Origin of the sequence: Streptococcus sp. 1171_SSPC, assembly GCF_001069335.1 — a bacterium.
GTDB classification, from domain to species: Bacteria; Bacillota; Bacilli; order Lactobacillales; family Streptococcaceae; genus Streptococcus; species Streptococcus xiaochunlingii.
Window position 1 is genome coordinate 48,984 of the sequence record NZ_JWAK01000012.1, and the last position, 19,684, is coordinate 68,667.

The window sequence follows — 19,684 nt, forward strand, 5'->3', positions numbered from 1 at the left end:
TTAAAAGAGGAATATAAAGAATAAAATGAATTATTTTAACGTTGGGAAAATTGTCAATACCCAAGGCTTACAAGGAGAGATGCGGGTCTTGTCTGTGACAGACTTTGCGGAAGAGCGTTTTAAAAAAGGAGCTGAATTGGCCCTCTTTGATGAGAAGGATCAGTTTGTCCAAACAGTGACCATTGCTAGCCACCGCAAGCACAAGAACTTCGACATCATCAAGTTTAAGGATATGTACCATATCAATGCCATCGAAAAGTTCAAGGGTTTTAGCCTCAAAGTTGCTGAGGGAGACTTGACAGATTTGGATGAGGGTGAGTTTTATTACCATGAGATCATTGGCCTTGATGTATACGAAAATGACAACCTCATCGGTCAGATCAAGGAAATCCTGCAACCAGGTGCCAATGATGTTTGGGTCGTAAAACGCAAAGGAAAACGTGACCTTCTCCTGCCTTATATCCCACCAGTAGTCCTCAGTATTGATATCCCAGGAAATCGGGTGGATGTAGACATCTTAGAAGGGTTAGACGATGAAGATTGATATTTTAACCCTCTTTCCAGAAATGTTTTCGCCTTTGGAGCACTCTATTGTCGGAAAGGCGCGTGAAAAGGGACTTCTCGAGATCAACTACCATAATTTCCGTGAAAACGCAGAGAAAGCCCGTCATGTGGATGATGAACCTTATGGTGGCGGGCAGGGCATGCTCTTACGCGCTCAGCCCATTTTCGATGCCTTTGATGCTATTGAGAAAAAGAACCCGCGCGTGATCTTACTTGATCCAGCAGGTCGGACCTTTGATCAAAGTTACGCAGAAGAATTAGCTCAAGAAGAAGAATTGATCTTTATCTGCGGTCACTATGAGGGCTACGACGAACGGATCAAGACCTTAGTGACAGATGAGATTTCTCTCGGCGATTATGTCTTGACCGGTGGTGAGCTAGCTGCCATGACCATGATTGATGCGACAGTTCGCTTGATTCCAGAGGTGATCGGAAAAGAGTCCAGTCACCAGGATGATAGTTTCTCGTCTGGGCTTCTAGAATATCCTCAATACACTCGGCCCTATGAATACCGAGGGATGACAGTTCCAGATGTCCTCATGAGTGGTCACCATGAAAATATCCGTCAATGGCGTCTCTATCAGAGTTTGAAAAAGACCTTGGAGCGTCGTCCTGATCTGCTAGAAAACTATAAATTGACAGCAGAAGAAGAGAAGATATTGGAGAAAATTAAACAAGAAGAATAACAGCCTTTGCTGTTTTTCTTTTGCCATAAAAATAATAAAAAATCTTCCTCATCCTACTAGTTATTGGTAACAAAATGTGGTATTCTAAAGTGGAGAGAGAAGAGATATGAAAAAGTTTTGGTGGTATTTGCAATGGGCAAAAAAATAAGAAAATCAGTCTTTACAACGGGTGTCGCAGAGACAACCCTCTTTTCAGGTTTGGCTGGACATAAGGCGCAAGCAGAGGAGATCGCCCAGAAGGACACTGCTGATCAGCAATCGACGGATGTGATTGGAATGGATACAAGTTTTATGGATGTGGATATCTTAAATGAACAGTTGTTAAAAGCTGAAAAAAGAGTAGAAGACCAACGTTTGCGCTTGAATCAAGCTCAATCTGAATACAATGTAGCCAAATCTGGTCTGGAAGCTGCGGAAGCGAACCTGCAAATCACTGAAACAAGGATTCAAGACTCCAATCTAAGCTCCATTGGCAAAACTGAGAATGAAGTTGCGGTTGCTGAAGCAGTTGTTATTTTAGAAGAAGAGAAGGTACGCCAAGCAACAGAATCTGATCAACAAGTCCGTTCTGCTATAAAGAATCAAGAGAATAAAATCGCTGCTCAACAGTTGCTTGTTGATATTGCAGGTAATGAATTGAGAAAAGCCAAACAACCCATCCAGAACGATGAGACAGTATTAGCCAATGCACAGCAAAAAGAGGAGCAGGCGCAAAACGAAGTAAAAATAGCTCAAGCATTAGTGGTTAATTTGACAGAAACTCATGCCAATGTGCCCCAGGTCTTAAAGCAGGTTTCCAGTGAGATTGCTGGTGCACAGGAGAAAATTGAGAGATTAGCCCATCAAATTTCCCTAAAAGAAGTGGAGTTAGAACAGGTCCGTGAAGCGGCAATGCTGAGTCCCATCAATCTTCAACAGGCAAGCTATGAGACCTTACTTCAAGAGTGGGCCAAGGCAGGTGACCAAGGCGCTGTCGAAGCCTTGGCTCTTTATCGCCGTAGGAGTGAAGAGGACCAGCTGGCAGGTGGAAAGGTCACTAGATTAGATAACGTCTTAAAAGCGTTAGAAATTGTTGATGCCGTCAATCAATATCGGCGCCAGGCTGGTTTAGCGGAACTTTTGGTAGCTCCTTATCAGTTACCTGCTAGTCAACTCCAAACAGAGTACTATGTAAACCATCGGTCAGAACAGTCCAACTTCCAGGAGAATGAAAATGTGGCTTGGGGGTATCGGCCTAGAGAAGCTGTTGCCATCTGGTATAGTGAAAAAGACCTCTATCGTCAACTGGCTCATCAATATGGTTTATCGACGGATGAAAGTCAGTTAGATCCTAGACAAATCTCCAGAAAAGTGGAACCGGAGCTATTTGCTAAGGTTGGACACTATGTCCACATGATGGGAAATCAATACAAGGCCATTTCAGTTGCCTATGATCCAGATTTAGAAGTATCTCAAGCAGCTTTCTTTGAAGAAGGAAGTCCGCTTTATACCAGTGAAGAACTGACCAAGTGGATGAGAAAAGTTGCCGATGCAAGGACGACAAAAGCAGATGTGAAGGCTGTAAAAAATACATTGGAGAGTCTAAAGGTCGAAAAGATTAACCAAGAGTCTCGCATCAATATTCTTTCTGGTCATTTATTCGATGTCAAGAATTCTCTTGCAAGTCATGAGCAACTATTGGCGCGTGCACAACGTAACTTAGCTTCTGCGATGAAGAAATGGCAGGCTGCGTCGATAGAAGTCAAGGAAGCCGAAAACTCACTGGCAGTATCACGAGCTCGTATACAAGGTAGTATTAGCCCTAAAGAAGAAGCCTTGAAAAATGTTACTCTGGCATTAGAAGAAGATAAAAAGCAATTAGAAGCTTTACAGAATGCAGCGAAAGAGACTGGATCTAAGCTTGAAGGCGCACATGCTCAACTTCAAATCGCTCAAAAACAATTAAAGCAAGCCAAAGGTCATCTGAAACTGTTTACCAATTCATCTGAACTGCTAGTTGATGCCCAGGCCTTGGTGGCTTCCGCAAAAACTGAACTCGAAGAGAAAAAAGTAGAATTTGAAACAGCCTTTGCAAGTTTTATGGCTTACCAAAAAGAAGCTAGTGAGTTCAGGAGTCAGATAAAGAAAATTCAGTCAAATGAGGATGGAAACCAACCTGTAGTAGCAGGAGAAGAAGGAGCTGCTGATCAGGCTCAAGTTACGTTACTGGCTTCTACTCAATCAGAAGAACACTTGCAAGTCGAAGATGATCTTGAGAAAGCTACTGGAAAAGACGAACACAAAAGTAAAAAAGGATTATCCAAATGGTTCCGAGGGCTTGGGTTTAAAAAAGTTGAATAGTTGTTAAAGTGAGAGTGGGACAGAAATCGGTAATTCGTTAGAATTCGATTTCGTCGTCCCACCTCCGCACTGTTGAGTAGGGCTGTAAAAGATGATGAAATCAGCGTAGTAGAGCCCACTCAACCACTGCGTCTTGYTCRAYAATCCAAAGACAATTGAGAGGCTAGGACTTTTGTCCCAGCCTCTTTTTTATTCTGTCAGAAATTTACTGCTGAGGTTTTTAGGTATTTTGTTCAAGACTTAAGTAGCGATATGAAAAGAAAGTATAATGGACGATTTTAAAGAAATTGATAGAAAATGAAAGAAAATGATATTTAATGCTTGACTTTGAAAGATAAGAGAGTATAATAGTCCTTGTAATCGTTTCCGAAAGGAGGTAATATGTTAAAATCTGAACGAAAACATATCATTTTAGAAAAGGTTATCAAAGAGCGAATCGTCTCTATTGAGGATTTGGTTCAAGAGTTAAACTCTTCAGAATCAACGGTTCGACGCGATTTGGATGAACTAGAAGCTGAGAATAAACTAAGACGAATTCACGGTGGGGCTGAAAGTCTTCATTCCTTGCAGGAAGAAGAAAGCAATAAAGATAAAGCGATCAAAAACGTGCAAGAAAAATCTGCCATTGCAAAAAAAGCAGCAGAATTGATCAAAGATTTTGAAGTTGTCTTTATCGATGCAGGGACCACCAATGAATTATTAGTTCATGAATTGGCCAATCCAACCGTTACAGTTGTGACCAATTCCATTCACCATGCAGCGAGTTTAGTGGAGAGAGATATTCCGACGGTCATCATCGGAGGGATGGTTAAGACGTCGACCGACGCTAGCATCGGAGGGATGGCCTTGAATCAAATCGGTCAGTTAAGTTTCGATCGAGCTTTTATTGGGATGAATGGCGTCGACCTAGAGTCGTACAGCACACCGGATCTTGAAGAGGGGGCCGTCAAACGGGCCATTTTAGAGAATGCAAAGAATACTTACATTCTTCTAGACTCGTCAAAACTTGGGCGGACATCCTTTGTTAAGGTAGCTCCAGTGAAGAGAGCAACCATCATTACCAATGTTTCAGATACGGAAATCCTTTCTAAATTAAAAGAAAAAACGGAGGTTATTGAGGTTTGATTTATACAGTTACATTAAATCCAGCGATTGATTACATCGTCCGTCTCGATCATGTAGAGACAGGGGCGGTCAATCGGATGGCTTCGGAAGATAAATTCGCCGGTGGTAAGGGAATCAATGTCAGTCGTGTCTTAAAGCGTCTCGACATCGAGAACACAGCGACTGGATTTATCGGTGGTTTCACAGGACGCTTCATTGAAGATGTACTGACCAGCGAAGCTATTTCGACCAACTTTGTGACAGTGGACCAAGATACACGGATCAATGTCAAGATCAAGGCTGATAAGGAAACAGAAATCAATGGGAACGGCCCTGAAGTGACAGAAGCTCAGTTGCAAGAATTGCTCAGCATCCTCTCAAGCTTAACAGCAGATGATGTAGTAGTTTTTGCAGGATCTGCCCCATCTTCACTTGGGAATGCCGTTTACAAACAATTGATCGCAGCAACTCGTGCGACAGGTGCTCAAGTGGTTTGTGATTTTGAAGGGCAAACCTTGATTGATTCCTTGGAGTTCAATCCCCAATTGGTTAAACCAAACAACCATGAGTTGGGAGCTATTTTTGGAGTTACCTTGACAGAGTTGCCAGAAATTGAACGCTACGCCAAAGAAATCTTGGCCAAAGGAGCGCAAAACGTCATTATTTCCATGGCGGGTGATGGTGCTCTTCTGGTAAGCCCTAGTGGCACATACTTCGCAAAACCAATCAAGGGTCAAGTGAAGAATTCTGTCGGGGCTGGAGATTCCATGGTGGCAGGTTTCACTGGGAATCTCGCAACGACGGGAGATGTCATCGAAGCCTTCAAATGGGGCGTGGCTTGTGGCACAGCAACCACCTTCTCAGATGATTTGGCGACAGCTGACTATATAAAAGAAACTTATGAAAAAGTAGAGGTAGAAAAACTATGAAAATTCAAGACGTTTTAAATAAAAACGTGATGTTGTTTGACCTTCAGGCAACAGATAAAGAGGGCGTGATCAATGAGATGGTCCAATCGCTCGTTGACAATGGTGTGGTGACAGATTTTGAAACCTTTAAAACTGGAATCATGAACCGTGAAGCACAAACTTCAACTGGTTTGGGTGACGGAATTGCTATGCCCCACAGCAAAAATGAAGCAGTCAAAGAAGCAACAGTCTTGTTTGCAAAATCAAACAAGGGTGTGGACTATGCATCGCTTGATGGACAACCAACTGACTTGTTCTTCATGATCGCAGCTCCAGAAGGAGCAAACGACACTCACTTGGCAGCCCTAGCTGAATTGTCTAAATACTTGATGAAACCAGGATTTGCGGACAAACTTCGCCAAGCAAGCACTCCTGATCAAGTGATCGCAGCCTTTGATGCAGAAGAGCAAGAAGCTGTAGCTGAAGAAGCGAAAAAAGCAGAAGCAGTCAAAGAAGCAACTTCATCTGACAAGCCTCTCATCGTTGCTGTTACAGCATGTACAACAGGTATCGCCCACACTTACATGGCAGAAGAAGCCCTCATCAAAAAAGGTGAAGAAATGGGTGTTACGGTCCGTGTTGAAACCAACGGTGCATCTGGTGTCGGCAACCGCCTGACAGCTGAAGAAATCGCAAAAGCTGAAGGGGTCATCATTGCTGCAGATAAGGCAGTTGAAACTGCTCGTTTCGATGGCAAAAAATTGATCTCTAAACCAGTCGCAGCAGGTATCCGTCAAACAGAAGAATTGATCCAAACCATCTTGGACGGCAAAGCAGATGTCTTCCGCGCTGAAAATGCTGCACAAGCTAGCGCTAGTCAAGAAAAATTAAGCTTGGGTGGAGCCTTCTACAAACACTTGATGAGTGGGGTTTCTCAAATGCTTCCATTCGTTATCGGTGGTGGTATCTTGATTGCCCTTGCCTTCTTGATTGACCAAATTCTTGGGGTGCCTCAAGATCAATTGTCCCAACTTGGTTCATACCATGAATTAGCAGCTCAATTCAAAACAATCGGTGGAGCGGCCTTTGGCTTCATGCTTCCTGTACTTGCAGGTTACATCGGATTCTCAATCGCCGAAAAACCTGGTTTTGTAGCAGGGTTTATCGCTGGATCTATTGCTAGTTCAGGATCAGCATTTGGAAATATCGCCTACGGCGCTGCAAAAGGTGAGTTGCCAGGTGCAGTATCATCTGGTTTCCTTGGTGCCTTAGTTGGTGGTTTCCTTGCAGGTGGAGTGATTCTTGTTCTTCGTAAAGCTCTAGCAGGTCTTCCACGCTCTCTTGATGGTATCCGTTCAATCCTTCTCTTGCCATTACTTGGAGTTGGTTTGACAGGATTCTTGATGTTCCTCATCAATATTCCAATGGCTGCTATCAATACTGGTCTTAACAACTTCCTTTCAAGCTTGTCAGGTAGCTCAGCTGTCCTTCTTGGACTTCTCGTCGGCGGTATGATGGCTGTCGATATGGGTGGACCAGTTAACAAAGCCGCTTATGTCTTCGCTACAGGTACACTTGCTGAATCTGTTGCTTCAGGTGGTTCTATTGTTATGGCAGCCGTTATGGCAGCTGGTATGGTTCCTCCATTGGCAGTATTCGTAGCAACTGTATTGTTCAAAGATAAATTCACACAAGAAGAACGCGATTCTGGTTTGACAAACATTGTTATGGGTCTTTCCTTCATCACAGAAGGTGCCATTCCATTCGGTGCAGCTGACCCAGCTCGTGCCATCCCTAGCTTCATCGCAGGCTCAGCATTGACAGGTGCTCTTGTTGGTCTTGCAGGCTTGAAACTCATGGCTCCTCACGGAGGAATCTTCGTTATCGCTCTTACATCAAATCCACTTCTTTACATCTTGTTCGTATTGATCGGTGCAGTTGTAAGTGGTATCTTGTTTGGATTGCTTCGCAAACCTAAAAACTAAACATGACGAAAAGGCTGGGATTTCCCCAGCCTTTTTCTTTTTTCTCTGATAGAAAACAGTGTGAAAAGACATGGTTCTGCAATAGAATCTTGATTTAATTTATGGTATAATTTTCATAACGCTTATTTTTAGGAGAACAAGTATGGATATCCAACGTGAAAAAGAATTCGTCAGCCAGTATCATTATGATGCTCGTAACTTTGAATGGGAAAAAGAAAATGGAACTCCCGAGACAAAAGTAGACGTCAACTTTCAATTGATTCAACGCGATACAGAGTTAAAGACAACCTCTTTAATCGTTATTTTAACCTATATGATTGTCTTTGATGGCTTTGTCATCAGCGGGACCATTACCCAAATCAACCACATTCACAACCGTTTGGTCAACGAGCCAAGTGAGTTTAGCAAAGAAGAAGTGGAAGAATTAGCTCGTCCTTGCTTGAATATGCTGAATCGTTTGACTTATGAGGTAACTGAAATCGCCCTTGATTTACCAGGGATTAATTTGGAGTTTTAATGCATGAAATTAGCAGTCATCACAGATTCTTCTGCCTATCTATCAGATGAATCAAGAGGACACGATAATTTATTTGTCCTAGATATTCCAGTTGTCATTGATGGAGTATCTTACGTAGAAGGTAAAAATCTGACAGCAGAAGAGTTCTATCAAAAGATGGAAGCTTCTTCTGAACTTCCGAAAACCAGCCAACCTAGTATCGCGGAATTAGAAGAACTCTTACCGCAACTAGAGGCTAAAGGCTATACCCATGTTTTAGGGATTTTCCTTTCTTCTGGTATTTCTGGTTTCTATCAGAATATCCAGTATATGAAAGATGAATTCCCAAATCTTACGATCGCTTTTCCAGATTCTAAGATTACCAGCGCCCCTCTTGGGTGGATGGCTGAAGAAGCAGTTAAATGGGCTGATGAAGGCCGTTCTTTTGATGATATTCTAGCCAACATCCAGACACAAATCGATGGGACTTCTGCCTACATCATGGTTGATGATCTCAATCACTTGGTCAAAGGGGGTCGTCTCTCCAATGGAGCGGCGATTCTAGGGAATCTCCTCAGCATCAAGCCCATCCTCTATTTTAACGAGGAAGGCGTGATTGAGGTATACGAGAAAGTCCGGACTGAGAAAAAAGCCATCAAACGCTTAGCTGAGATTGTCAAAGAAGGAACTGCAGATAAAGACTATCAGATCATTATCATCCATGGGAATGCACTGGATAAAGCAGAAACGCTTCGAGATATTCTTCATCAAGACGGTTTTGCTGGTGAGATTCCATTTGCGACCTTTGGCAGTGTCATTGGTACGCACTTAGGAAATCATAGTGTTGCTATCAGTTTTGTACCGAAAGTATAAGGAGAAAACATGCCAATTAGAGTAGTGATTGCAGGTTTTAAAGGGAGAATGGGCCAAGCGGCTTATCACATGGTGTTAGAAGACCCCGAGCTTGAACTAGTTGGCTTGGTTGATCCCCATGCGTCTGAAAACGAGCTGGCGGGTATTCCGGTCTTTCATGACAAAGAAGGGGTTTTGTCGCTGGATGCGGATGTGTGGATTGACTTCACCATCCCTAAAGTTGCTTATGAACATACCCGCTTTGCTTTGGAGCATGGACTAGCGCCTGTGGTTGGGACAACTGGATTTACAACAGAAGAAATCACTGACTTGATTGAATTGTCTCGTGAGAAAAATCTTGGAGGCCTTATCGCGCCAAACTTTGCTATTGGAGCAGTCTTGCTCATGCAATTTGCAGCGCAGGCAGCTAAGTATTTCCCGAATGTAGAGATTATCGAGTTGCATCATGATAAGAAGAAGGATGCACCGAGTGGGACTGCTGTGAAGACAGCTGAGTTGATCAGTCAGGTCCGTCAACCACAAGAGCAGGGAGCGCCAGATGAAGAAGAGAGCCTTCCAGGTGCTCGCGGTGCTAACTACCAAGGCATGCACATCCATTCGGTTCGTTTGCCTGGTCTGGTAGCCCATCAAGAAGTGATTTTCGGTAGTCAAGGAGAAGGATTGACCTTACGCCACGATTCCTACGATCGGGTGTCCTTCATGACAGGGGTCAATCTGGGAGTAAAAGAAGTAGTCAAGCGTCATGAGCTTGTCTATGGTTTAGAACATCTATTATGAGATTAAAAAAACTGCCTTCTGAATTTCAGGAGGCTTTGCCAATATTAGAAAAGATTCGAAAAGCTGGATATGAAGCTTATTTCGTCGGGGGCTCTGTACGGGACGCCATTTTAGGTCGGCCCATCCACGATGTAGACATTGCCTCATCCTCTTACCCGGAAGAGACTAAGGCTATTTTCGAGAGGACCATTGATGTCGGGATTGAACACGGGACGGTCCTGGTTCTTGAAAATCATCAAGAATATGAAATTACCACCTTTCGAACAGAGGATGTCTACGTCGACTTTCGAAGACCCAGTGCAGTTAATTTTGTCCGTTCCTTAGAAGAAGATCTCAAGCGTCGCGATTTTACCGTCAATGCCTTTGCCTTGAGTGAAGAAGGGGAAATTATTGACCTCTTCGATGGACTGGAAGATTTGGGAAATCGCATCCTAAGAGCTGTTGGTGTGGCGACAGAACGCTTTAACGAAGATGCTCTTCGGATCATGCGTGGTTTTCGCTTTCAGGCCAGTCTTGGGTTTGACCTAGAAGAAGAGACTTTTAAGGCCATGACAGATTGCGCTCCCTTGTTGGAGAAAATCTCTGTTGAACGCGTCTTTATTGAGCTGGATAAGCTCCTCTTAGCTCCTTTTTGGCGCAAGGGATTGGAAGGTGTGATTGCTAGCAAAAGCTATCAGTACCTTCCCCTCTTACAAAATAGCCAATCGTCACTAGAGAAACTGTTCCAGCTGTCCATGGATTATACCTTTACGAGTTCCGAGCAAGCTTGGGCTGCTTTACTCTTGACCCTAGACGAGAATAAGGTCTCTGCTTTTTTCAAGAAATGGAAAACCTCTCGTGACTTCGCTAAGAAGGTGGAGCAGTTGGTTGAAATCTACCGTTTGCGTGAAAAGGCTAGTTTAAATCGTCGGGATGTCTATCGCTATGACCGTAGCCTTCTCTTGTCAGCGGAAGAACTGCGTCAGGCTCATGGATTGCCCGTAGATTACCAAGTCATCGAAGAATTGTATGATTCTCTAGCTATCCATGATAAGCACGAAATCGTAGTCAACGGTGGGATGCTGATGAAGGAATACGGCTTAAAACCAGGTCCAAGTCTAGGACAAGTGCTATCTGCTATTGAATGGGCCATCGTTGATGGAGAACTAGAAAATGACAAGGAATCTATCTCAAACTTTGTGACCCACTATCTTGAAATGAATAAGGAAGAATCATGAGTGATTTTATTGTTGAAAAACTAACCAAGTCAGTCGGTGATAAGACGGTCTTTAAAGAGATTTCGTTTATCATCCATGACTTAGACAGAATTGGACTAATCGGGGTCAATGGAACAGGGAAAACAACTCTTTTAGATGTCTTGTCGGGCCGTTCGGGCTATGATGGAGACCGGTCTCCTTTCACTACAAAGAATGACTATAAGATCGGTTATCTTACCCAAGAACCCCAGTTTGACGAAAGTAAGACGGTTCTCGATACAGTTTTGTCAGAAGACGTGAAAGAGCTCCAATTGATCCGTCAGTATGAGTTGTTGATGAGCCGGTACGATGAGAGCCAGCAAGCGAAACTGGAAAAAATCATGGCGGAGATGGACTCTCTCAATGCTTGGGAAATCGAAAGCCAAGTCAAAACAGTCCTGACCAAGCTGGGTATTCAGGATTTGTCTGCTAGGGTGGGGAGTTTGTCTGGCGGACTGCGTCGCCGTGTCCAGCTAGCACAGGTTCTCTTGGGAGACCATGATTTGTTGCTGTTAGATGAGCCGACTAACCATCTGGATATTGATACCATTGAATGGTTGACCAATTTCTTGAAGAACTCTAAGAAAACTGTTCTTTTCATCACCCATGACCGTTATTTCTTGGATAATATTTCGACTCGTATTTTCGAACTGGACCGTGGCGGTCTAATCGAATACCAAGGAAATTATCAGGATTACGTTCTCTTAAAAGCAGAGCAGGACGAACGGGATGCGGCTCTTCTTCACAAGAAGCAACAACTCTATAAGCAAGAATTGACCTGGATGCGTCGCCAACCGCAGGCGCGTGCTACCAAGCAACAGGCTCGAATCAATCGTTTCCACGACCTCAAAAAGGACCTATCTCACCAGGTTACAGAAACAGATCTAGAAATGTCCTTTGAAACCAGTCGAATCGGTAAGAAAGTCATTGAATTTCAAGATGTCGATTTTGCCTATGATCAAGGTCCGATTCTGCAGCAGTTTAATCTATTGGTTCAAAACAAAGATCGGATTGGAATTGTGGGAGATAATGGAGTTGGGAAATCAACCTTGCTCAACCTCATTGCTGGAAAACTTCAACCGACTGCAGGAAAGGTCATTATTGGAGAAACGGTAAGGATTGCCTACTTCTCCCAGCAGATCGAAGGCTTGGATGAAAGTAAGCGGATGATCAACTTCCTCCAAGAAGTAGCGGAAGAAGTCAAGACCAGCGCAGGATCTACATCAATTGCCGAATTGTTGGAGCAATTTCTCTTCCCTCGTTCAACCCATGGCACCTTGATTGAGAAACTTTCTGGTGGGGAGAAGAAGCGTCTTTATCTCTTGAAACTTCTCATCGAAAAACCAAATGTCTTGCTCTTGGACGAACCGACCAATGATTTGGATATCGCGACCTTGACAGTGTTAGAGAACTTCCTACAAGGCTTTGGTGGACCAGTCATCACCGTTAGCCACGATCGCTATTTCCTAGACAAGGTTGCTTCTAAGATTCTAGCATTTGAAAATGGTAGCATTCGTGAGTTTTTCGGCAACTATACCGACTATCTAGATGAGAAAAAGTTTGAGCTAGAAGTGGTAGCTGAAAGTAGCAAGCCTGAAAAAGAAAAGGTAGTCAAAGTCCGAGAAGAAAAGAAACGAATGAGCTACCAGGAAAAGCAGGAGTGGGCGACCATTGAAAGTGAGATTGAAGAGATTGAAAACAAGATTGCAACCATCGAGGCTGAGATGAATGAGAATGGTTCTGACTTCGGTAAGTTGGCCAGTCTCCAACGTCAGATGGATGAAGAAAACGAGCGGCTCTTAGCCAAATATGAACGGTATGAGTACTTGAGTGAGTTGGCAGAAAACTAAAGGAGGAAGAATGCATCATATTAGCAAATACAGTCTGTTATTGTCATCATTTTTATTTTGTGGTATTGGTTTTATTCTCTTTGTGAATCCAATCGAAAAAATTGCCACCTTTAGTTGGTTGATTTCTCTGGGCTTTTTCTTGATTTCAGTTTCGCGTTTGTCGCGTTACTACCGTCTACGGACTCAAGCGACCTTGTCGGATCCCTATTTATTTCAAAGCGTGGTCTCGCTAGTCTTTGCAGTCTATCTCTTACTATATGGCTACAAGACCTTGCCGATTGTCTTTCCGATTACACTTGGAATTTGGCTCTTATATAAGTCTGCTTTGAGTTTACGTAAGGCTCACTATCTTTCCAAACGATCTGAAGAATTATCCAAGAAGTTTACTTTTTGGGGGCTTATTCAATTGTTTACAGGATTGTTTCTCATTGTTAGTCCTCTATCTATTAGTATCTTCTTGTTACATATTTTGGGATTGTTCTTTTTCATAATTGGCGTTCAATCCTTGAGACTCTTTTTAAAACTTCATAACGAAGAGTAAAGAAATCTGTCTGTGTTTTTGCAGACAGGTTCTTTTTTTGCAAATGAAATTGAGAGAATTCTTGAAAAATAATTGAAACCCTTTTCACATTTTGGTATACTAGTGTCAAGAGAATAGGAACAAAGGAGTATAAAATGTCCAAAAAAATTATTGGTATTGACTTAGGTGGAACATCTGTCAAATTTGCCATTTTGACGCAAGAAGGAGAGATTCAAGAGAAGTGGTCTATCAAGACCAACATCCTTGACGAAGGAAGCCACATCGTTCCTGATATCATCGCTTCCATTCAACACCACTTGGAGTTGTTAAACTTATCCGCAGAAGATTTTATTGGAATTGGGATGGGATCTCCTGGTGCAGTGGATCGCTTCGAAGGAACTGTCGTTGGAGCATACAACCTCAACTGGAAAACCGTACAGCCGATCAAGAAAGATATTGAGTCTGCCTTGGGAATTCCTTTCTTCATCGATAATGATGCCAACGTAGCTGCCCTTGGGGAACGCTGGAAAGGTGCTGGCGAAAACCAACCAGATGTCGTCTTCATGACACTTGGAACTGGTGTTGGTGGCGGTATCGTTGCGGAAGGAAAACTCTTGCACGGTGCTGGTGGTGTAGCTGGTGAGCTTGGTCATATCACAGTAGACTTCGATCGTCCATTTGATTGTACTTGTGGTAAGAAAGGCTGTTTGGAGACAGTAGCCTCAGCAACCGGGATTGTCAATTTGACTCGTCGCTATGCAGATGAATATGCAGGAGATGCGACCTTGAAACGTCTCATTGATGATGGCGAAGAAGTTACAGCTAAGACAGTCTTTGATCTTGCTAAAGATGGAGATGAGTTGGCCTTGATTGTCTACCGTCATTTCTCTCAATACTTGGGTATTGCTTGTGCCAACATCGCTAGTGTCTTGAACCCAGCCAACATCGTCATTGGTGGTGGTGTATCAGCAGCCGGTCAATTCCTCTTGGATGGAGTTCAAAAGGTCTTTGATGAAAATACCTTCCCACAAGTTCGTACATCGACCCAACTGGTGCTTGCTAATCTTGGAAATGATGCAGGTGTGATTGGTGCTGCATCACTTGTCCTACAATAGAATTTATTTGAAAGAGATCCAAATCGAATCATTTGGACCTCTTTTCTTTTATCCTGTGTTATAATGTAGGTATTACAGTATTTAAGGAGATTGAATGACAAAAGCAGATATCCTTTTTAAAGAAAATATTCGAAGAATTATGGAAGAGGGCGTCTGGTCTGAGCAAGCTCGGCCCAAGTACAAGGATGGCACAACTGCCAATTCCAAGTACATCACGGGAGCTTTTATGGAGTTTGATCTGGCCAAGGGCGAGTTCCCTATTACGACCCTTCGTCCTATCGCCATCAAGTCAGCCATCAAGGAAATGCTCTGGATCTACCAGGACCAGTCCAATAGTCTGGAACTCCTAAATGATAAGTATCAGGTCCGTTACTGGAATGATTGGGAAGTGGGAGACACGGGAACGATTGGAGAGCGTTATGGTGCTGTCGTTAAAAAGCACGACATCATCAACAAAATTCTCAAACAGTTGGAAGCCAATCCCTGGAATCGTCGCAATATCATTTCTCTATGGGACTACCAAGCCTTTGAGGAGAGCGAAGGGCTCTTACCTTGTGCTTTTCAAACCATGTTTGATGTGCGCCGTATAGATGGGGAAATCTATCTGGATGCGACCTTGACCCAACGTTCCAATGATATGTTGGTGGCGCACCATATCAATGCCATGCAATACGTAGCTCTTCAAATGATGATTGCCAAGCACTTTGGCTGGAAGGTTGGCAAGTTCTTTTACTTTATTAACAACCTGCACATCTATGATAACCAATTCGAACAGGCGGAGGAATTGCTTCGGCGTGAGCCTTCTGATTGCAAGCCTCGTTTGGTTTTGAATGTGCCAGATGGTACAGATTTCTTTGCTATCAAACCTGAAGATTTTGTACTAGAGGATTATGATCCTGTCAAACCTCAGTTGAAGTTTGATTTAGCTATATAGAGATTATTGTTAGTTGACAAAAATAGGAAGACCGTTTGTTATTTTTTAAATAATGATTCGTACTTCCTATTTTTTAAATTTAATGATTAGTAATATCGTCAAATTTTAAAAAATTGATCAATTTTTGAGACATTGTATTTTGAATAGTTAAATTAATTTGGTAGAATTAATAAGGTTAGGCATTAGCCGTAAAATATAAATATAAGTTTTAAAATTTTTGGAGGAATTTAAGTGAGTAAGGATTTATTCAATGATCGTATTAGTAGATTTTCAATTCGAAAATTGAATGTCGGAGTATGCTCGGTTCTTTTAGGGACGCTAGTGATGGTTGGGACAGCTTCAAGCGTCGCAGCTGATGAAAACGCAGAGAACCAAGTAGGGGTTGCAACGAAAGAAGAAGCAGGCCAACCTGCGATTACAACGGAAGCACCCGTTTCAACAACTAGTGAAGTTTCAACTTCAGCTACAACATACCAAGCTGAAGCTCCTGTAACTGCACCAGAAACAGCCCCAACTACAACAGCTCCTGTTGAAGAAAAGGCTCCAGTAGCAACTCCTGCAGTGGCAGAAGGATCAACAAACCCAAGTAACAAAGGGACAGAAGGAACAGCAACTGATAATAAAGAAACAGTTTCTGCAGCTGTAGTAGCACCTGCGCCAGAAACACCAGCTGTTCCAGTAGCAACCTCGGATGTTCGCCGTCGTAGCCGTCGTGCTCTTGGTGACGCCAACGATCCTAACTTGATCGCGGATGATGTTGAAGATGCAACTTCAACTCCAAAAGTTGAAAAACCTGGCTTTACAACAGATCTTGATGCTAAATCTATGACTAGCCAAATCTCTTGGTTGGACTTTGGAGATGTAGCTAACTGGACAGGAGCAAAAACAATCCAAGTCGCTAAAAAGGAAGTTAAACCAAATGAACTAGAAGAGGCCTTAGCTCTTCAAGTTGGGGCAACCTATACCAAGGAAATCATGCCTGGTTATGTAGTTACTGTAAAAGTCAAATCTTTGAAACCATTCCAAGCAACTGAAATCTATAAAAAACGGATGGAAGAACAAGGGGCTACAGAAGCTGAAAAAGCGACCTATGATCCAAATGCAAAAAATGGATATGTAAAGGGTGTTACTTCACCAATTGCTAGGCAATATTTTGCTGATGGCAAAGAAGCCGACGTTATCGCTGATGCCCAAAACCGTTGGACTGAAATCAAACATGAAAACGTTGATACGAAAGCCAAAAAGACGACCATGAGTTCTGCATATAATGGTGGGAATATTGGAATTCAGTTTGAAATCTCTGCAACCTTCCGTGGAAAGAAAGTTAAGCCAGCTATTGTTATGGCTGATGGTGAGTCTGCTAACCCTGGTGAATTTGTTATGTTTACTACCAACGGACAAGGTTGGCAGCACATTGGGGAATGGAAGAAAACTACTAGACCAGCTACCTCTGTTCCTTATGAACCACAAGATACAGAGAATCTTTTTGGTTCTAAACCTAAATATAATAACATTAACCTAAGACAACTTCGTGATAATTCTACTCAAGCTGGACCAGATAAGAAACCAGTAGCATGGAAGTACTTTGGAAATCCTGACCAAGTTACAGGTGGTCTAGGAACCGGTATCTTTGGACCAAACATTTCTGAAGGAAATAGAACAGTTCCACTCGTTATGACACGTGGAGCATCTGAAGTGGGACTTTATATCGCTTCAGCTGGTAAACAGTCAGCAATGCTAGGATTCTTCCCACTTGATGAAGGGGATGCTCCTGAGTCATATGGTAAGGCAGTCCATACCATTGCAACTGTAGACGGTGTTACTGGAGCTAAAGTAAATCAACCGTACATTGGTAACGTGAGCCCAGATATGGATGAGAACACCACTCAAGACTGGTTCGGTGATGATAAGGCAACTACGGCCGATGAAGGAATTAACCAATTGCTTCCAGAGGAACTCAAAGGGACAACCAATGAGATGATCCAAATGGACCGTACCAAACCAGGTAACTACAAGATGTCAATTCAAGCTCATACGGATGGAGCTTCAGAAGCACATATCTATGGTTGGGTAGACTTTAACCAAAATGGTAAATTCGATGAAGATGAACGCTCAAATCTCGCTACAATCACACAAGATGGTACTGTTGAGTTGACCTTTGCAAACAGCAAGACTTACGTCGACCCAAGCGTTAAAGAGTTAGGTGCTCGTGTTCGTATCGCTAAGAAAGCGAACGAGATCGAAAGCCCAACTGGCATGGCCTTCTCAGGTGAAGTAGAAGACTTCAAGACTCAAATCACCCACCCACCAAAAGGAGAATTTAAGGAAACAAGTGGCCCTCAAGGTACGAAACAATCAGCAACTGTTGCCTTTACAGCACGTGGAGAACACAAGTTTGAACGTGATTCTAATGCTGTTATTGATGAAACTGTAGAACCATACATCGTTGACAAAGATGGCAACCGCGCAACCCTTGACGCAGACGGTTACTACGTCGTTCAAGGACAAGGTAAATACAAGATTACTGCTAAGGGCAAAGATGTAGACGTTGAGTTTATCCCAGAAGATAACTTCCTAGGAACAGCTGATGGTATCTCTATCCGTCGTTCAGATAATAATGGCTATGATACTGGTTGGTCAACAAAATTCCCAGACAGCGAGCCTAATGTGAATGGCCAATTAAATACTATGGATGGTCAATATGTTCCTACTGTAACACCGATTGACATTGAAGGGGTTGACAAGACTTCTAAAGATATTCAAGGTGCAACTCAAAAAGAAACACCGACCTTTAACACAACTGCGACTAACTCAAATGGTGACAAGATTGCAATCACTCCAAGTGCAGAATATCCTGCTAAGTTGGTAGATCCAGCTACAGGTCGCACGATTGATGAGCCATCTGTAACAGTTGAAGGGGAAGGGACATACACGATCAATCCTTCAACAGGTGAAGTAACCTTCACTCCAGAACCAAGCTTTACTGGTACAGCTAAAGGTGTGGATGTTACATTGTCAGCGCCAGTTGGTCGAAACAAAGATGGTAAGATCCAACAGGAGTACATCAAGACTGCTACAGCTAAATACACACCAACGGTTACTCCAATCACAGTGACTCCTACAGACAAGGTTTCTGTGGATGTTCAAAACGTTCCTCAAACACAAACTCCTACATTTGAGTTGAGCAACGACAAGACTGCTGAAATCACAAGAAAGAAATTGGTGGATCCCGCAACTGGTCAACCAACTGATGAAACAACAGTGACAGTAGCAGGTGAAGGTAGCTATACTATCGACCCAACGACTGGAGCAGTAACATTTGCGCCAGAAAAAGACTTTGTTGGTACTGCAAAAGGCGTAACTGTTCAGGCAACTGCTACTATTACAAATGCTAATGGTAAGACTGCAACCATTACTTCAGATGCGACCTACACACCAACTGTTGTGCCAGCAGTTCCAACTGCAAACCCTGCAACTTCTAAAGATATCCAAGGTGCAACACAAATAGGGACACCAACCTTTGCAGGAACTACTGTTCAAGTAAATGGTGAAGATAAAGCTATTACCATTAAAGACAATAGCTACACATTGCTAGATAAAGATGGTAACGAAGTTTCAAGCACACCAGCCTTTGCTGAAGATGGTACAACTGAAATTGGTACTTTCTCTATTGATCCAGTAACAGGGCAAGTAACCTTCACACCAACAGACAAATCATACACTGGTAAAGTAACCCCAGCTAAGGTTCAAGCTGAAAGTTCAAACGGTATCAAGGTGGATACAACTTACACACCAGAAATCGTTCCAGTAACCCCAACCGCAACACCAGCAGAAACTATAAATGTTCAAGGTGCGACTCAAAAAGGTAAACCAGAATTTAAAGGTGGTACTGCTGAAATTGATGGTGTTGAAAAGACTGTAGCCATTAACGAAGCTGTTCCGGCTAAATTTGATGATGGAACTACAAGTAAGAAGGTTGAAGGAGTAGGTACTTACACAGTAGCTCCAGATGGAACAGTTACATTTGTACCAGAAAAATCATTTGTTGGTAAAGCACCTGCAGTAACTGTAGTTCGTGAAGACATGAACGGAACAAAAGCTTCTGCAACTTACACGCCAACCGTAACACCTGTGACACCAACAGCGTCACCTGCTGAATCAGTAGCCCCTCAAGGTGTAGTTCAAACTGGTACAGTTACTTTCACAGAAGGTGATCCAGTTGCGCCAATCGACAAGGATACGATTACCCTTCTTGATGAAAATGGTCAACCAGCAGCTTCAGTAGATGCTAAGTCAC

At 42.9% G+C, this 19,684-nt stretch carries 15 protein-coding genes; all 15 read left to right on the plus strand.

The window, feature by feature from the left end:
* Positions 1-25: 25 nt before the first annotated feature.
* On the plus strand, positions 26-544 hold the full coding sequence (rimM, locus tag ADF75_RS01260; protein ID WP_006596295.1) for a ribosome maturation factor RimM: 519 nt from the start codon (positions 26-28) through the stop codon (positions 542-544).
* Positions 534-1,250 carry a tRNA (guanosine(37)-N1)-methyltransferase TrmD gene (trmD, locus tag ADF75_RS01265; RefSeq protein WP_023023340.1) on the plus strand — a complete coding sequence of 239 codons (717 nt, stop codon included), beginning with the start codon at positions 534-536 and terminating at the stop codon, positions 1,248-1,250. The genes rimM and trmD overlap by 11 nt, the downstream gene beginning before the upstream one ends.
* 132 nt (positions 1,251-1,382) lie before the next feature.
* Positions 1,383-3,590, plus strand: coding sequence for a CAP domain-containing protein (locus ADF75_RS01270; RefSeq protein WP_239665188.1), 2,208 nt, complete (start codon positions 1,383-1,385; stop codon positions 3,588-3,590).
* Between the two features lie 381 nt (positions 3,591-3,971).
* Positions 3,972-4,715: a DeoR/GlpR family DNA-binding transcription regulator gene (locus ADF75_RS01275; RefSeq protein ID WP_048788857.1), complete on the plus strand. Its 744-nt coding sequence runs from the start codon at positions 3,972-3,974 to the stop codon at positions 4,713-4,715.
* Positions 4,712-5,623, plus strand: coding sequence for a 1-phosphofructokinase (pfkB, locus tag ADF75_RS01280; RefSeq protein ID WP_048788858.1), 912 nt, complete (start codon positions 4,712-4,714; stop codon positions 5,621-5,623). The genes ADF75_RS01275 and pfkB overlap by 4 nt, the downstream gene beginning before the upstream one ends.
* Positions 5,620-7,587, plus strand: coding sequence for a PTS fructose transporter subunit IIABC (locus ADF75_RS01285; protein WP_048788859.1), 1,968 nt, complete (start codon positions 5,620-5,622; stop codon positions 7,585-7,587). The genes pfkB and ADF75_RS01285 overlap by 4 nt, the downstream gene beginning before the upstream one ends.
* 142 nt (positions 7,588-7,729) lie before the next feature.
* Entirely contained in the window at positions 7,730-8,104 is a 375-nt protein-coding gene (locus ADF75_RS01290) for a DUF1149 family protein (RefSeq protein ID WP_048788860.1), read from the plus strand.
* A 3-nt stretch (positions 8,105-8,107) separates the two neighbouring features.
* A complete protein-coding gene (locus ADF75_RS01295) occupies positions 8,108-8,956 on the plus strand; it encodes a DegV family protein (RefSeq protein ID WP_048788861.1) in 849 nt (282 codons plus the stop codon).
* Between the two features lie 9 nt (positions 8,957-8,965).
* The gene (dapB, locus tag ADF75_RS01300) at positions 8,966-9,733 is read left to right on the plus strand and encodes a 4-hydroxy-tetrahydrodipicolinate reductase (protein ID WP_048788862.1); all 768 of its coding nucleotides are present in this window, start codon (positions 8,966-8,968) and stop codon (positions 9,731-9,733) included.
* Positions 9,730-10,950, plus strand: coding sequence for a CCA tRNA nucleotidyltransferase (locus ADF75_RS01305; RefSeq protein WP_048788863.1), 1,221 nt, complete (start codon positions 9,730-9,732; stop codon positions 10,948-10,950). Before dapB ends, ADF75_RS01305 begins: the two co-directional genes overlap by 4 nt.
* Complete coding sequence (locus tag ADF75_RS01310; protein WP_048788864.1) at positions 10,947-12,818, plus strand: ABC-F family ATP-binding cassette domain-containing protein; 1,872 nt, start codon at positions 10,947-10,949, stop codon at positions 12,816-12,818. Before ADF75_RS01305 ends, ADF75_RS01310 begins: the two co-directional genes overlap by 4 nt.
* A 10-nt stretch (positions 12,819-12,828) precedes the next feature.
* Positions 12,829-13,359 carry a DUF308 domain-containing protein gene (locus tag ADF75_RS01315; protein ID WP_048788865.1) on the plus strand — a complete coding sequence of 177 codons (531 nt, stop codon included), beginning with the start codon at positions 12,829-12,831 and terminating at the stop codon, positions 13,357-13,359.
* Between the two features lie 134 nt (positions 13,360-13,493).
* Positions 13,494-14,453 (plus strand): ROK family glucokinase, encoded by a 960-nt coding sequence (locus tag ADF75_RS01320; RefSeq protein ID WP_048788866.1) that lies wholly within the window; start codon positions 13,494-13,496, stop codon positions 14,451-14,453.
* A gap of 94 nt (positions 14,454-14,547) precedes the next feature.
* Positions 14,548-15,387: a thymidylate synthase gene (locus ADF75_RS01325; protein ID WP_048788867.1), complete on the plus strand. Its 840-nt coding sequence runs from the start codon at positions 14,548-14,550 to the stop codon at positions 15,385-15,387.
* A gap of 231 nt (positions 15,388-15,618) precedes the next feature.
* Positions 15,619-19,684 (plus strand): CshA/CshB family fibrillar adhesin-related protein (locus ADF75_RS01330; RefSeq protein ID WP_048788869.1); only part of this gene is annotated, 4,066 nt, incomplete at its 3' end.